This is a genomic window from Agrococcus sp. GCM10030265 (genome assembly GCF_042666675.1).
Classification (GTDB): Bacteria; Actinomycetota; Actinomycetes; order Actinomycetales; family Microbacteriaceae; genus Agrococcus.
The window spans coordinates 847,287-861,221 of record NZ_JBHTCZ010000002.1; the positions used below are offsets into that span (position 1 = coordinate 847,287).

A 13,935-nucleotide genomic window follows, 5' to 3' on the forward strand; every position below is an offset into this window, starting at 1 on the left:
GGCCCGCCGCCGACATCCACGGCACCCCGGCCGCTGTCGGCGAACGCGCACGATGCGCCCACGCCCATCCCATATCCTTCTCGACATGGACATCCGCATCGGCATCAAGGACACCGCGCGCGAGATCGCGTTCGACTCCGCGCAGACGGTCGCCGAGGTCGAGCAGGCCGTGACCGCGGCGTTCGACGGCGGCCACCTCTCGCTCGACGACGCCAAGGGGCGTCGCTACCTCGTGCCGAGCGCGCAGATCGCGTACGTCGAGATCGGCTCCGAGTCGGCGCGCCGCGTGGGATTCGTGGCCTGATGGAGCTCCTCTGGATGCCGGTGCTCGGCGCTGCCGTCGGCGCGGTGCTGCGCTACGTCATCCCCGGTCGTGCCACGCACGGCATCCTGCTGCTGCCCGCGCTCGGCGCGTGCACGACGGCCGTCGCCTGGGTCGTCATGGTCGTCTCGGGCTGGAGCCTCGCCGACCCGTGGATCTGGCTGCTCGCCCTCGTCGCGCCGGTCGTCACCTGCACCATCGCAGCCCTCGCCCTCGCTCGCGTGCGTCCCGCTCGCGACGAGCAGCGCCTGCAGCACCTGCTCGCGACGCGCTGACGACCGCTCGGGCCGCGCGCGCAGCGACCGCGCCGACGCCGGCGACGGCGATCGCCTAGGCAGTGAGGCCCAAGGCGTCCATGCGGCGCGTGTGCGCGGCGACGATGTCGTTGAACGCGGGCTCGAGCCTGCGAGCGGGCGCGGGCGAGGCGTCCTGCGGCCCGTGCACGGCGAGGTACATCTGCAGCAGCGTGTCGCCCACGAGGCGGCGACCCCACAGCGCCATGCGGGCCGCGAGCCTCGGGTTCTCGGCGATCGCGCGCTGCAGCTCGCGTGCGAGCAGCGGATGCCCGGTCTCGCGCGTGAGCACCCGCAGCACCGCGCCGCGCTCGTCGTCGGGCAGGCCGCCGCCGTAGGCGACGAAGAAGTCGGTGAGCAGCCCCGTCGTCACGTGCAGCGCGAGCACCTGCTCGTACCAGTCGGCGCCCGCGACCTCCTTGGCGAAGCGCTCGCTCGAGACGTAGAACGGCTCCATCGCCGCGAGCGGCTCGACGTCGCGCGGCAGCAGCTCGGCGAGGTCGCGGTAGCGCGACGAGACGATGCGCAGCACCTCGACGAGGTTGGCCTTCGCCGCGAGCGTCGGCGACTCGTCGACCGCGCGTCCGGCCTGCTGCAGCACGACGAGCTGCAGGGCCAGCAGCTGCCCCAGGTACTGCTCGAGCCGCGGCTCGAGATCCTGCAGCAGCACGCGATCGCCCTCGGGGACCACCGTGCGGGGTCGCAGCAGCGACCTCGTCACCTCGCGCGGCGTGCGATCGAACCAGCGGACCACGGCGACGAGCCTAGCCAGTCCCGGCGCCGCCGACCGGCATCCAGGCGACCCGCCGGTAGACTGGCTCGGATATATCACGCAATCCAGAGACGGATCCGACTTGACGTTCGCAGCACTGCACATCGATGCCGACATGGTCGAGGCCCTCGCCTCCCACGGCATCCACGAGCCCTTCCCCATCCAGCAGCAGACCATCCCCCTCGGTCTCTCCGGTCAGGACATCATCGGCCAGGCCAAGACCGGCACCGGCAAGACGTTCGCGTTCGGCCTGCCCATCGCGCAGCGCATCGGCGCCGACCCCGAGCCCGGGGTCAAGGTGCTCATCGTCGTGCCGACGCGCGAGCTCGCGGTGCAGGTCACCGAGGACATGGTGCTCATCACCGGCAACCGCCCGACGCAGATCGCCTCGATCTACGGCGGCAAGGCCTACGAGGGCCAGATCGAGCAGCTGAAGGCCGGCGCGCAGATCGTCGTCGGCACCCCTGGCCGCCTCCTCGACCTCGCGAACCAGCGCATCCTCGACCTGTCGAAGGTGTCGGAGATCGTGCTCGACGAGGCAGACAAGATGCTCGACCTCGGGTTCCTGCCCGACATCGAGCGCATCTTCTCGCTCGTGCCGCCCGTGCGCCACACCATGCTCTTCTCGGCCACGATGCCCGGCCCGATCGTCGCGCTCGCCCGCCGGTTCATGTCGCGCCCGATCCACATCCGGGCGACCGACCCCGACGACACGATCGCGCAGGCGAACATCCGCCACCTCGTCTACCGCGCGCACTCGCTCGACAAGGACGAGGTCATCGGCCGCATCCTGCAGGCCGAGGGTCGCGGCAAGACCGTGGTCTTCACGCGCACGAAGCGTGCGGCCTCGCGCCTGTGCGAGGAGCTCATCGACCGCGGCTTCGAGGCGGCCGCCGTGCACGGCGACATGAGCCAGGAGGGTCGCGAGCGCGCCATGGCCGCGTTCAAGGCCGGCAAGAAGGACGTCCTCATCGCGACCGACGTCGCCGCTCGAGGCATCGACGTCGACGACGTGACGCACGTCATCAACCACACGATCCCCGAGGACGAGAAGACGTACCTGCACCGCGTGGGCCGCACGGGCCGCGCCGGCCGCACCGGCATCGCCGTGACGTTCGTCGACTGGGAGGACCTGCACAAGTGGGTCTTCATCGACCGTGCGCTCGAGCTCGGGATGCCCGAGCCCGCCGAGACGTACTCGTCGTCGCCGCACCTGTTCGAGGACCTCGCGATCCCCGCCGGCTCGAAGGGTCGCCTGCGGGCGACGCCGCCCGACCGCATCGCCAAGCGCGAGATCGAGCGCGACCGCGAGCGCGCCAAGCGCGACGGCGGGCGTGGCGGCTCGAGCCGGGGCGGTCGCGACGGAGGCCGCGACGGCGGCCGGGGTCCCCGTCGCGACGGCGCCGCCCGGTCGGACGCTCCCGCGCGCGAGGCCGAGCCGGCCGAGGGCCGCGGCACGCACGACGGCGGCGGCTCGGAGCACCACGACGGCAACGCCGCCCCCGCCCGGCGCAGGCGCCGACGTCGCCGCTCCGGCGGCGCGGGCGGCGCAGGCGCCGCCGCAGCGCCCCAGGCCTGACGCACGCACGACGAGACCCCCTCGGCCCACGGCCGAGGGGGTCTCGTCGTGCATCAGACGACGGACGCCCGCCCAGGATCGACCGCGATCGTGACGCCCGCGGCCTGGAGCCGGTCGATGAGGTCGTCGGAGCCGCCGGCCGTCGCCGTCGCGTGCTGCATCTCGGCGTCGGTGATGGGCAGCACGGCGAGGTAGGAGACGCGCCCGACGGCGGTCTGCGCCGCCATGATCGACGTCGGCAGCCCCAGCGGCGGGCCGATGAGCGCCGTCGAGAACGGCACGCCCTCGTGGAAGGGCGACCCGCTGGGGACGGTGTGCCCCCACGAGACCCACGTGCTGCTGCGACGCGGGTAGCGGGCGAGGCCCTTCACGAGCCGGATGGGCCAGTACGCGTCCTCGTCCTGCAGGGCGCCCTCGACGTCGGCGAGACCGTCTGCGAGCCCCGGCCAGTCGGCCGGCACGCCGATGAGCAGCTCCTGGCGGGCATGCTCGGCGAGCTCGGAGGGCACGTGCATCGGCAGCGCCGACATGCCGACGGTCGCGAGCGTCACGAACGGCCGCTCGTCGGTGGGCGGGAACACCACGAGGTCGATGCGGAGCTCGTCGGGCACGGCCTCGGCGAGCATCGTGCTGGGCTCGCCCAGGTGCCGACGCAGGTGTTGCACGAGCGTCTGCGCGTGCTCGTCGCCCGCGCGCAGCTCTGCCGGATCCGACCATGCCATGCGCAGGTCCTCTCGTGCTCGGGATGGATGCAGGGTACTGGAGCCGCGCGCGAGACGCGCCGTCCGCGCGTCCCCTCGCCCGCGGCGTCGGCGTCTCAGGCGGGCAGGATCGGCTCGGCGCCCGTGGCCTCCGCCACGATCGCGTCGAGCACCTCGGGGCTCGTCGTGTGCTCGCCGAAGAGGTTGGGCTTGCCGCGCCCGTGCCAGTCGCTCGACCCCGTCGTGACGAGGCCGTACCTGGCGGCGCGGTCGCGCAGCCAGGAGCGAGCGTCTGCGGGGTTGTCGCGGTGGTCGACCTCGAGGCCGAAGAGCCCCGCGTCGACGAGGTCGCCGAGCACCTCGTCGTCCATCGCCGCCTGCCCACGGCCCGCGGGATGCGCGATGACGGGCACGCCGCCCGCTGCGCGGATGATGCGCACGGCCTCGAGCGGCGCCGGCGCGCGATGCGGCTGGTAGTAGCCGCCGCGCCAGTGCAGGATGCCGTCGAACGCGCTCGAGCGGTCGGGGACGATGCCGAGCGACACGAGGGCGTCGGCGATGTGCGGTCGCCCGATCGTCGCGGTGGGCGAGGCGTGCTCCTGCACGATCTCCCACGTGAGCGGGTAGTCGGCGCCGATGCGCTCGACCATGCGCTGCGCACGATGCACGCGCTCGACGCGGATGCGCTCGCGCTCGGCGAGGAACGCGGGCGCCACGGGGTCGAGCAGGTAGCCGAGCACGTGCACGCTCGCCCACTGCTGCTGCGCCGAGAACTCGACGCCGGGGATGAGCCCCATGCCGACCTCGTGCGCCGCCTCGGTCGCAGGGCCCCACCCCGCGGTGGTGTCGTGGTCGGTGATCGCGACGGTGCCGAGCCCCGCCGCGTGCGCCTGCAGCACGAGCTCGCGCGGCGACTCCGTGCCGTCCGACTCGGTCGAGTGCGCATGCAGGTCGATGCGGCCCCACGACGTCGCACCCGCGGGGTTCGTGCCGGCTGCGCTCATCCCACCATCGTAGGAGCCGCCGCAGCAGCGCCGCGGCACCTACCCTGGAGAGGATGAAGGTGCTCGGATGGCTCGTCGGCATCGCCGTGGCTGCGGCGTTGCTCGTGGCGGCGTGGCCGCAGACGTTCGGGCTCGAGCAGGCGCCGGTGGTGGCCCAGGTCGTGTCGCTGCGCATGGGCGTCGTGTGCATCGCCGCCGTGCTGGCCGTCGTGGCCCTGCTGCTCATGGCGGCGAGGCGCATCCGCCGCTTCGCGGGCGCCATGGTCGTGCTGCTGCTCGTCTTCATGGTCGCGTCGTCGGGCATCCACCTCTCGCGCGGCGTCGACGACTCCGCGGCGGTCGCCGAGGAGGGCGACGTCGTGGTGCTGACGTGGAACACGCTCGGCGACGCGCCCGGCGCCGAGGCCATCGCGGGCGTCGTGCGCGACTCCGGCGCGGACGTCGTGATGCTGCCGGAGACGACCATCCAGATGGGCACGGAGGTCGCGGTGCTCCTGGGCGCCGAGGGCAACCCGTTCTTCGCCCTCACGACCGACTTCGCGAACGCCGACTACGGTGCGCTCAACACCACGATGCTCGTGTCGACGTCGATGGGCACGTACACGGCGCAGCCCTCGGTCGACGTCGGCCAGACGAACACGCTCCCGACCGTCGTCGCCACGCCCGACTCGGGCATCGGGCCCACGCTCGTGGCGACGCATCCCGTCGCCCCCATCCCCCAGCAGATGCGCAACTGGCGCGACGACCTCGAGTTCGTCGCGACGCTCTGCGCGCAGGGCGAGTCGATCATCGTCGGCGGCGACTTCAACTCGACGCTCGACCACTGGTCGTCGCTGGGCTCGGGCACGGGCGACATCGGCACCTGCGTGGATGCGGCAGGCGACGCCGGATCCGGGGCCGTCGGCACGTGGCCGACATGGGCGCCCGCGTGGCTGGGGGCGCAGATCGATCACGTCGTCGCCTCCCCGGACTGGCGCGTCGTCGACGCCGAGGTGCTCACCGGCTACGACGACCTCGGCAGCGACCACCGCCCCATGGTGGCGGTGCTGCGGCAGCGCTAGGCGGCGCGAGCGCCCGCGAGCCGGCGGACGAGGTCGGCGCGCGGCCCCGCCGCCGCCTGCGCGTCAGGCGGGGACGCCGCGAGCGTCCATCGCCCGCTCGACGATGTGCAGCCCCTCGAGACCCGGCAGCGCCGAGATCTTCGTGTCCATGTCGCGGATGAGCTTGCGGCCGTCGGGCCCCTGGAACAGGTGCGTCATGACGTGCGAGACCTCGTCGTCGGTGTTGATGCCGGAGCCCACGGGCTGCCACACCTTCGACATGACGAAGCGCGTGATGACGCGCGCCTTCTTGCTCTTCTCGAGCCGCTTGCGCGCCTGCGTCGCGTAGAAGGCGATGTGCTTCGACTCCTGGATCGCGATGCGCTTCAGCAGCGGCGTGAGCACGGGATGCGACTGCAGCTTCGCGAGGCGGTGGTAGGCGGCGTTCGCCGAGTACTCGTTGGCGGCGCCCCACGTCATGTGCACGGCGACGAAGTCGTTGCCGACGACGTTGCCGAGCAGCGACTGCTTCACGGGGTCGAGGCGATCCTTCCACCCGAGCTTCAGCCGCGTGGCCTTCAGCACGTCGTAGTCGACCGTGACGCCGTGCTTCGCGAGCACGGCGGCGAGCGCCTCGCCGTGCCAGAACTCCTCGCGGTTCCACATCGTCATGAAGGCGCCCACCTCGGGCTCCTTGTGCGACGGGGTCGTCAGGAGGTCCCGCAGATAGCAGACCGTGTGGTACTCGACGTCGCACATGTAGCGCAGCGTGCGCAGCGTCGACTCGGGCAGGGGGTCGGAGTCGAAGGCGTCGAGGTCGAGGTCGCCCCACTGGACGCCCTCGGACTGCTTCGTGTACTTGTCGATGTCGAAGGCCATGCTGTCGGGCGCGAGCCCGTCCCTCCTGCGCGGTGTGTGCCGGGCGACCGCCTACGCGGTCGCCTCGGGGATGGTTCGGAGCAGCGCCCTCGCCCGGTTGGCCGGGCCTCGGCGCCAGCGCGCCGACGTCCAGCCGCGACGGTCGGCCTCGCCCGCGAGCCGACCGTCCGGGTTGACGGCCGTGGGGTTGCCCACGAGCGCGAGCCAGCCGAGGTCGGCGTGGCTGTCGCCGTAGCCGTACGACGCCGACAGGTCGGCGCCGTGCTCGTGCGCGTACTGCGCGAGCCACGAGGCGCGCGCCTCGTCGACGAGCGGCGGCGTCGCGAGGTAGCCCGTGAGACGGCCGTCGCGCTCGTGCATCGAGCCGGCGACGACCTCGTCGAACAGGGCGGCGACGGGCGCTGCGAGCCGGTCGAACGAGCCGGTGACGAGCACGGTGCGGTGGCCGGCTGCCCGGTGCTGCAGCACGCGCTCGATGGCGTCGGCGCTCGCGTGGGACAGCATCCGCTCGCGGTAGCCGCCCTGCACGATGCGCTCGAGCCGGTCGACCGACATGCCCTCGTACCTGCGCATGAACTCGCGGATGAACTCGCCGCGGTCGCGACGCTCGGCGGCGAGGTAGCGGGGCACGTCGCGCAGCATCCGCGCGACCTCCGCCGGGTACGCCGTGCGGCGCACGCCCTGCGTGCGCACCCAGAGGTACTGCTCGACGATGTTCGAGTCGATGAGCGTGCCCTCGAGGTCGAAGACCGCGAGCACGTCGGAGCGCTGCGGGAGGCTCGCAGCCGCCTGCGCGATCGCCGCGCTCGCCTTCGCCCGTCGGCGCGCCGAGAACGACGTCGCGAGCTCGGTGACCGCGGGCAGGTGCACGTCCTGCAGGTAGTGGTCCCAGTCGACGGCCGTGATGTCGAACCCGCGGTCGGCGGCGACCTCGGGCGGCAGCGAGGCGTGGAGCGCCCGCGTGTTGGCGTCGTCGAAGATGATCTCCGACTGCACGTACACCTTGTAGAGCGCGATGAACTGGCGCAGGCGACCGATGTCGCGCACCGCCTTGTCGGTCGCGGTGCGCCACCGGCGCGTGCGGTCGGTCGTCGGCAGCGCGCCGAGCGCCCGCTGCGCCGCCGTCACGGCGCGCTGCTGCTGCGCGAGTCGACGATCGACGCGCGTGCCGCCCGGGAAGGTCCAGTTCGGCACGATGACGGGCGCGTCGCCCTGCTGCATCGGATGCGCGGTGAAGTAGCGCCGCACCGCCTGGAAGATCTCGTGGTACGGCAGCGGGTTCGAGCGACCGGACGACACCTGGTAGTAGGCGGGGCGGCCTGCGGGCGGCGGCTGCATCGCCGCCGCGAGCGCCGCGTTGACGACGTGATCGACGGGGATGACGTCGAGCACGGAGTCGGGCGAGCCGGGGAACTCGGGCAGCTGCCCCTTGCCGTAGGCCACGATGAGCGGATCGGCGACCTTGAAGCCGTCGATCCAGCCCGGGTAGGGGTGCTGGGCCGCCGACTCGATGATCGACGGGCGCACGATCGACAGGCGGCGCTCGGCGCCCCACAGCTGCTCGGCGGCGCGCTCGGCGAATGCCTTCGTCAGCGTGTACACGTCGGTCCAGCCGAGGCTCTGCGCACGCGTGCGGCCCGCCTCGACGAGCTGCTCGGTCACCCAGGCGCGACGCGCCTCCTCGCTCGCGGATGCGACGGCGAGCGGGCCGGCCTTGCCGTGCTCGGCGCGGGCGGCGTCGAGGAATCCCGTGAGCAGCTCGGGCATGCGCGACTGCATCTCGACGCGCTCGCGCGCCTGCCGCGCCGCGGCGTGCTCGAGCCGCCAGTCGACGTCGTGGTCGAGGCTCTGCTCGAGCGCGACGCCCTTGCGCAGGCCGCCGACGTAGCAGGTGGAGATGTGCACGACGTGCGGGTCGGCGCCCGTGGCGCGCACGGCCTCGTAGAGGCCGACGGCGCCGCCGAGGTTCGTGTCGAACGACTCGTCGATCGGCGGGTCGAACGAGACGCTCGCCGCCGAGTGGATGACGACGTCGATGCCAGAGGGCAGCGGCGCGACCTCGTCGAGGCCCGAGTCGATCACCGTCACGCGCGTGCCGATCGCAGCGTCCGCGGCCTCGTCGCCCACGGCGGCGCGCCACCGGTCGAAGACGGGCTTGCGCAGCAGCGCCGCGGCGCGGTCCTCCGCCGACTCGTCGCCCTTGCCGCGCACGAGGATCGACACCGTCGTGGACGGGAACGTCGCAAGCAGACGCTCGAGGATCGCCTGTCCGACGAAGCCCGTGGCTCCGGTCAGGAGGACATGGGCGTCGCCGAGGTCGTGCGGCGTGCGTGTGGGGCTCATGCCACCAGCCTGGCAGCCAGACGGTCGGCTGTCGCATCCATCCCCGGCAGGGCGGCCACCCGGTCGCGCACGCGCTCGAGGGCCGCGCGCCCGGCGGCGCCTGCGAAGGTCAGCCGCTCGAGCAGGTGTCGGGCGGACGCCGGCACGTGGATGGCGCCGATCGGCCATGCGGTGCCGAGCAGCGCGCGCCGCGTGAGGCGGCGTGCGCGCGGCGAGTCCGCGAGGCGACGCTCGGCCTCCTGGCCGAGGAACTCGAGGTGACGCTCCTGCACCTCGTCGACGATGCGCACGAGCGCATCGATCGTCGCGTGCCGAGCGTGGCGCTGCAGGGCGCCGAACGCCTCGCCGACGATCCACTCGTCGACGAGCCCCGCCGCGGCGTGGATCGCGACGACGTCGACGCCCGTGACGTTCGCGATGAGGGCGCGGCGGATGGGCCCGCGGCGCTCGGCGAGCTCGCGCAGCCGCACGCGCGAGCGCCCGCGCAGCTCGGTGGCGTGCCCGTGCGCGTCGAGGATGGCGCGCAGCGCATCCGCGATCCAGAAGCGCTCGTACGCCCACGTCACGAGGAACGCCGTCATGCGGGCGTCCTTGTGGGTCGCGGTCACGAGCATGTCGCGCAGGCGCTCCATCGTGGCGGCCTCGACGTGGTGCAGCACCGCCACGAGGCGCAGGGCGACGTCGTCGAGCGGCGCGTCGACGAAGGCCGCGAGGTCGAGGGCGTCGCGATGGCTGCCGCGCGCGTCGCGCGCGAAGGCGCGGACGTCGAACGCGCGCTGCGTGGCGGTGGTGGTCATCGTCTCGACGATACCGTCGCCCGCATGGCGGAAGCGTGCTGCGGCGCGGCTAGTGTTGGGCGCATGCGTGCGCTCGTCACCGGTGCGTCCTCCGGCATCGGAGCCGCGTTCGCGCGTGCCCTCGCCGCCAGGGGTCACGACCTCGTCCTCGTCGCTCGGGACTGCGGGCGGCTCGAGGCCATGGCGGCCGAGCTGCCCGTCGACGTCGAGGTGCTGCCCGCCGACCTCGCGGTGCGCGACGAGCAGGAGCGCGTCGCCGCCCGCATCGAGTCGGAGGACGCCCCCATCGGCATGGTGGTGACGTGCGCCGGGTTCGGCATGCACGCGCAGATCATGAGCGCCGACCCCAGCGAGCACGATCGCGCATGGGAGGTCATGGGGCGTGCGACGCAGCGGCTCGCGGCGGCGGCGGCACGCACGATGCGGCCGCGCGGCGAGGGCGCCATCGTCACGGTGTCGTCGACGGCCGGCCTCACGTCGATGGGCGCGTACGCCGCCATCAAGGCGTGGGTCACGACGATCACCGAGGGGCTCGCGAACGAGCTGCACGGCTCGGGCGTGACCGTCACGGCCCTCATGCCCGGCTGGGTGCGCACGGAGTTCCACGAGCGCGCGGGCATGGCCGCCTCCGGTCTGCCCGACGTGCTGTGGCTCGAGCCCGAGGCCGTGGTGCAGGCGTGCCTGCGCGACGTCGATCGCGGCAAGGTGCTGTCCATACCGAGCGTTCGCTACAAGACCTTCGCCGGATTGCTGCGCGTGATGCCGCGCGCGAGCGTGCGCGCCCTGTCGCGTGCGCTGCGATCGCGACGAGATCGGTAGGTTGTCCTGGTGGCAGACGCCCCGCACCCCCGCGACCGCTTCGACTCGAAGGCGCACGAGGTCGCTCGCTTCGGCGCGCAGCGCGGCGTGCTGAAGAGCGCCGTGCACGCCACGGTGACGCTGCACGCCGTCGACGAGCACAAGGCCGCGGCCCTCGAGGGCCAGCCGTTCATCCTCGTCGCGAACCACTCGAGCCACCTCGACGCGCCGTCGATCCTCTCCGCGCTCCCCTGGCGCATCGCGAAGACCCTCGCGATCGGCGCCGCAGCCGACTACTTCTTCGACGTCTGGTGGCGGCGCGGCCTGACGGCGCTGTTCTTCAACGCCTTCCCCGTGCAGCGCTCCGGGCGCCGCAAGCAGGTGGTGTCCGCGCGCTCGCTGCTCGAGCGCGGCATCCCCGTGCTGCTCTTCCCCGAGGGCACGCGCTCGAAGACGGGCCGCATGGCGCACTTCCGGCCGGGCTCCGCGGCGCTCGCGATCCAGCTGCAGGTGCCCATCCTCCCCGTGGCGCTCGTCGGCGCCCACCACGCGCATCCGCGCGGCTCGTCGTGGCCGAAGCCCGGCAGGCTGCCCGTGACGGTCGTGTTCGGCGACCCGATCGCACCGATCGAGGGCGAGACCGCCCGCGACCTCACCGCCCGCGTGCAGGCGGAGGTCGTCCGACTCGTGACCGTCCACGGCGGTCCTGACGCGAAGGAGCTGCCTGAATGACCGTCGAGCACATGAAGTGGTGGGGCTGGGGCCGTGAGGGCGTCGCGTTCCACCACGAGGACAAGCCCGCGTTCGCACCCTTCGTCGAGCGGGCCGTCGGGCTCGACCTCCACGCCTCCGAGGCCGTCGACACGCCGTCGTTCGACGACATCGACGTGCCCGCGTCGCAGGCGCCCGACTCGCTGCTGGGCGAGCTCCGCGGCGCCATCGGCGCCGAGCACGTCGTCACCGACGACCTCGACCGCGTCGTGCACACCTACGGCAAGTCGATCCGCGACCTCATCCGCGTGCGCGCCGGCATCCTGCCCCGCATCCCCGACGTCGTCGCCTACCCGGGCGACGAGGACGACGTGCAGCGCATCGTGCAGGTCGCCGCGGCGGCGAACGCCGTGCTCATCCCCTTCGGCGGCGGCTCGAACATCGCGGGCAGCCTCGAGCCGACCGCGACCGAGACGCGCCCCATCGTCTCCGTCGACATGGGCCGCATGCGCCTGCTGCTCGACATCGACGAGCCCTCGCAGGTCGCGCGCATCCAGGCGGGAGCCCTCGGGCCCGACCTCGAGGCGCAGCTGAACGCGAAGGGCTGGACGCTCGGGCACTTCCCCGACTCGTTCACGCACTCGACGCTCGGCGGCTGGGTCGCGACGCGCTCGAGCGGCATGCAGTCCGACAAGTACGGCGACATCGCCGAGATCGCGCGCGGCATGCGCGTCGTGCGCCCGGACGGCACCCTCGTGATCCGCGCGATGCCCAACGCGTCGACCGGCCCGAGCGTGCGCGAGATGATCCTCGGCTCCGAGGGCCGCCTCGGCATCATCACCGAGGTGACGGTGCAGGTGCACCGCGTGCCCGAGGAGCGCGTCATCCACGCGTACTTCTTCCCCCGCTGGGCCGTCGCGCTCGGCGCGATGCAGGCCATCGCGGCGTCCGACGCCGCACCGTCGATCACCCGCGTGTCCGACGCGCGCGAGACGGCGTTCTCGATGGCGACGAGCAAGACGCGCACCGGCACGTCGCGCATCCTCGCCGAGGAGGTCCTGCCGCGGCTCATGCGCTCGAAGGGCTGGGACCTCGACGAGATCTGCATGTCGTTCATCGGCTACGAGGGCTCGCCCGCGCACGTGCGTCGGCAGCGCGCAGCGGTCGAGCGCATCGTGAAGGCCTACGGCGGCATGGGCGTCGGCACGGGCCCCGGCGTGCTCTACGACCAGAAGAAGTTCGACACGCCCTACCTGCGCGACTTCCTCCTCGACCGCGGCGCCGTCGCCGACGTGTCCGAGACCGTCGCGCCGTGGTCGCGCCTGCTCGAGCTGTACGAGGCCACCGTCGCCTCGGCGAACGCCGCGTACGAGCGGATCGGCCAGCCCGGCTGGATCATGTGCCACCTGTCGCACTCGTACCACTCGGGCGCATGCCTGTACTTCACCTTCGCGTGGGTCGCGGGCGGCGACTCGATCGTCGAGTACGAGACCGTCAAGTCGGCGATCCAGCAGTCGTTCGTCGACCACGGCGGCGCGATCTCGCACCACCACGGCGTCGGCTTCGAGCACGCGCCGTGGCTCGAGCAGGACATCTCGACCGAGGGCGTCGCCGTCATGCGCGGCCTGTTCGCGGCGTCCGACCCGCAGCGCATCCTCAACCCGGGGGCGATCGTCGCCGACTGAGGCCCTGCCTGGCGGCGTCGACCTCGACCCACGCATCGCCCTCGTCGCGCTCGAAGCGACGGGGGCGATGCGCGTCGAGCGGGATGGGCTCGTGCAGGCGGACGGTGGCGTCGGGCGACCAGCCGGCGATCACCGTCGCCCGCTCGTCGTCGAGCGGCAGGGCACGGCCCGCACCCTCGAGCCAGCAGCGCACGTCGAGGTGCACGGCGTCGTGATGCTCGGCGACCGCAGCCCAGTCGGGCACGATCCAGCGGTGCTGCTCGCCGGTGGCCCGACCCCAGTCGTGCCTCCTGGCGAAGGTCGTCTCGAGCGGATGCGCACGGGCGAGCGCGACCCAGGCGCTCGCCGAGTCGATGCGCAGCAGGCGCTCCGGCTCGCGGACGGCGACGGCCGTCGCGCCGCGCCACCCGAGCTCGTCCTCGACGAGGTCGAGGGCGATCGGGAGCCTGCCGACGGTCTCCGGCGTCTGCGGCGTCGACCACCACGACCCGGTGAGCGGCGGGCCTGGCGCGTCGAGCGCATGCGCCCGCATCGCCTCGTCCTCGGCGTGGGCGGCGTCGCGCGCTGCACGCAGGTCGATCGGCGGCCTGGGCGGCGTCTCGTCCCAGCGCACGAGCCACGAGCCGGGCGCGCGGCCCGCGTGGAGCCAGTGCCCGCTCGCCGCGATGCGCTCGGCGATGGGGAGCATCGCCGCCACGACGTCCGGGCTCGAGGCGAGGTCGTCCTCCGCGTCGGGCTCCTGCCAGGACATGGCGGAGCCGACGGCCGCGCCGAGCGCGGCGTCGATCGCGGCGTCGTCGACGACGACGCTCGCCTCGACGATCGCGTGCGCGACGTCGGCGGAGGTGCGGACGGGCGCCTCCGGCGCCGTCGTCGACGACCCGTCGAGCGGGATCCACGTGCGACCGACGGAGGGCTCCTCGCGCCGCGCCGCCCACGCCGCCCAGACGACCGCGCCCCGCACGTCGTCGTCGCGCATCGCGACCTCCAGGCAGAGGCGTCGCCCGCGCG

General features: G+C 73.2%; 14 protein-coding genes. 7 read left to right on the top strand and 7 right to left on the bottom strand.

Translation table 11 applies throughout. The features are described from left to right. The first annotated feature begins 85 nt into the window (after positions 1–85). Entirely contained in the window at positions 86–304 is a 219-nt protein-coding gene (locus ACFQPP_RS08295) for a DUF3107 domain-containing protein (protein WP_376916095.1), read from the top strand. Continuing rightward, entirely contained in the window at positions 304–597 is a 294-nt protein-coding gene (locus tag ACFQPP_RS08300; RefSeq protein ID WP_376916096.1) for a hypothetical protein, read from the top strand. The genes ACFQPP_RS08295 and ACFQPP_RS08300 overlap by 1 nt, the downstream gene beginning before the upstream one ends. A 55-nt stretch (positions 598–652) precedes the next feature. Here ACFQPP_RS08300 and ACFQPP_RS08305 read toward each other — a convergent pair whose 3' ends face one another. After that, on the bottom strand, positions 653–1,369 hold the full coding sequence (locus ACFQPP_RS08305; protein ID WP_376916097.1) for a ferritin-like fold-containing protein: 717 nt from the start codon (positions 1,367–1,369) through the stop codon (positions 653–655). A gap of 133 nt (positions 1,370–1,502) precedes the next feature. On the opposite strand from ACFQPP_RS08305, the gene ACFQPP_RS08310 reads away from it, so the two are divergent. After that, on the top strand, positions 1,503–2,966 hold the full coding sequence (locus ACFQPP_RS08310; protein WP_376916779.1) for a DEAD/DEAH box helicase: 1,464 nt from the start codon (positions 1,503–1,505) through the stop codon (positions 2,964–2,966). A gap of 53 nt (positions 2,967–3,019) precedes the next feature. Here ACFQPP_RS08310 and ACFQPP_RS08315 read toward each other — a convergent pair whose 3' ends face one another. After that, complete coding sequence (locus ACFQPP_RS08315) at positions 3,020–3,688, bottom strand: suppressor of fused domain protein (RefSeq protein ID WP_376916098.1); 669 nt, start codon at positions 3,686–3,688, stop codon at positions 3,020–3,022. Between the two features lie 95 nt (positions 3,689–3,783). After that, the gene (locus tag ACFQPP_RS08320; protein ID WP_376916099.1) at positions 3,784–4,671 is read right to left on the bottom strand and encodes a PHP domain-containing protein; all 888 of its coding nucleotides are present in this window, start codon (positions 4,669–4,671) and stop codon (positions 3,784–3,786) included. A 53-nt stretch (positions 4,672–4,724) separates the two neighbouring features. Here ACFQPP_RS08320 and ACFQPP_RS08325 point away from each other — a divergent pair, with 53 nt between their 5' ends. Beyond that, positions 4,725–5,732, top strand: coding sequence for an endonuclease/exonuclease/phosphatase family protein (locus tag ACFQPP_RS08325; protein ID WP_376916100.1), 1,008 nt, complete (start codon positions 4,725–4,727; stop codon positions 5,730–5,732). Between the two features lie 63 nt (positions 5,733–5,795). Here ACFQPP_RS08325 and ACFQPP_RS08330 read toward each other — a convergent pair whose 3' ends face one another. From ACFQPP_RS08330 to ACFQPP_RS08340, 3 genes are read right to left on the bottom strand one after another with little or no spacing between them, the layout of a single operon-like run. Then, on the bottom strand, positions 5,796–6,590 hold the full coding sequence (locus tag ACFQPP_RS08330; protein ID WP_376916101.1) for a ferritin-like domain-containing protein: 795 nt from the start codon (positions 6,588–6,590) through the stop codon (positions 5,796–5,798). Between the two features lie 51 nt (positions 6,591–6,641). Further along, positions 6,642–8,933 carry an HAD-IB family hydrolase gene (locus ACFQPP_RS08335; RefSeq protein ID WP_376916102.1) on the bottom strand — a complete coding sequence of 764 codons (2,292 nt, stop codon included), beginning with the start codon at positions 8,931–8,933 and terminating at the stop codon, positions 6,642–6,644. Beyond that, positions 8,930–9,730, bottom strand: coding sequence for a hypothetical protein (locus tag ACFQPP_RS08340; protein WP_376916103.1), 801 nt, complete (start codon positions 9,728–9,730; stop codon positions 8,930–8,932). The genes ACFQPP_RS08335 and ACFQPP_RS08340 overlap by 4 nt, the downstream gene beginning before the upstream one ends. Before the next feature lie 63 nt (positions 9,731–9,793). Here ACFQPP_RS08340 and ACFQPP_RS08345 point away from each other — a divergent pair, with 63 nt between their 5' ends. From ACFQPP_RS08345 to ACFQPP_RS08355, 3 genes are read left to right on the top strand one after another with little or no spacing between them, the layout of a single operon-like run. Continuing rightward, positions 9,794–10,549, top strand: a complete 756-nt coding sequence (locus tag ACFQPP_RS08345) for an SDR family NAD(P)-dependent oxidoreductase (RefSeq protein WP_376916104.1) — start codon at positions 9,794–9,796, stop codon at positions 10,547–10,549. 9 nt (positions 10,550–10,558) lie between these two features. Beyond that, positions 10,559–11,260: a lysophospholipid acyltransferase family protein gene (locus ACFQPP_RS08350; RefSeq protein ID WP_376916106.1), complete on the top strand. Its 702-nt coding sequence runs from the start codon at positions 10,559–10,561 to the stop codon at positions 11,258–11,260. After that, positions 11,257–12,924 carry an FAD-binding oxidoreductase gene (locus tag ACFQPP_RS08355; protein WP_376916107.1) on the top strand — a complete coding sequence of 556 codons (1,668 nt, stop codon included), beginning with the start codon at positions 11,257–11,259 and terminating at the stop codon, positions 12,922–12,924. Before ACFQPP_RS08350 ends, ACFQPP_RS08355 begins: the two co-directional genes overlap by 4 nt. Here ACFQPP_RS08355 and ACFQPP_RS08360 read toward each other — a convergent pair. Continuing rightward, a complete protein-coding gene (locus ACFQPP_RS08360; protein WP_376916108.1) occupies positions 12,896–13,903 on the bottom strand; it encodes a hypothetical protein in 1,008 nt (335 codons plus the stop codon). The two genes, ACFQPP_RS08355 and ACFQPP_RS08360, sit on opposite strands and share 29 nt — an antisense overlap. Positions 13,904–13,935 lie beyond the last annotated feature (32 nt).

What these genes read in the sequence shown, in the direction of transcription:
- ACFQPP_RS08335 (WP_376916102.1), bottom strand. Translation starts at nt 8,933, where the DNA reads ATGAGCCCCACACGCACGCCGCACGACCTCGGCGACGCCCATGTCCTC.
- ACFQPP_RS08325 (WP_376916100.1), top strand. Translation starts at nt 4,725, where the DNA reads ATGAAGGTGCTCGGATGGCTCGTCGGCATCGCCGTGGCTGCGGCGTTG.
- ACFQPP_RS08345 (WP_376916104.1), top strand. Translation starts at nt 9,794, where the DNA reads ATGCGTGCGCTCGTCACCGGTGCGTCCTCCGGCATCGGAGCCGCGTTC.
- ACFQPP_RS08315 (WP_376916098.1), bottom strand. Translation starts at nt 3,688, where the DNA reads ATGGCATGGTCGGATCCGGCAGAGCTGCGCGCGGGCGACGAGCACGCG.
- ACFQPP_RS08355 (WP_376916107.1), top strand. Translation starts at nt 11,257, where the DNA reads ATGACCGTCGAGCACATGAAGTGGTGGGGCTGGGGCCGTGAGGGCGTC.
- ACFQPP_RS08295 (WP_376916095.1), top strand. Translation starts at nt 86, where the DNA reads ATGGACATCCGCATCGGCATCAAGGACACCGCGCGCGAGATCGCGTTC.
- ACFQPP_RS08360 (WP_376916108.1), bottom strand. Translation starts at nt 13,903, where the DNA reads ATGCGCGACGACGACGTGCGGGGCGCGGTCGTCTGGGCGGCGTGGGCG.
- ACFQPP_RS08340 (WP_376916103.1), bottom strand. Translation starts at nt 9,730, where the DNA reads ATGACCACCACCGCCACGCAGCGCGCGTTCGACGTCCGCGCCTTCGCG.
- ACFQPP_RS08300 (WP_376916096.1), top strand. Translation starts at nt 304, where the DNA reads ATGGAGCTCCTCTGGATGCCGGTGCTCGGCGCTGCCGTCGGCGCGGTG.
- ACFQPP_RS08330 (WP_376916101.1), bottom strand. Translation starts at nt 6,590, where the DNA reads ATGGCCTTCGACATCGACAAGTACACGAAGCAGTCCGAGGGCGTCCAG.
- ACFQPP_RS08310 (WP_376916779.1), top strand. Translation starts at nt 1,503, where the DNA reads ATGGTCGAGGCCCTCGCCTCCCACGGCATCCACGAGCCCTTCCCCATC.
- ACFQPP_RS08320 (WP_376916099.1), bottom strand. Translation starts at nt 4,671, where the DNA reads ATGAGCGCAGCCGGCACGAACCCCGCGGGTGCGACGTCGTGGGGCCGC.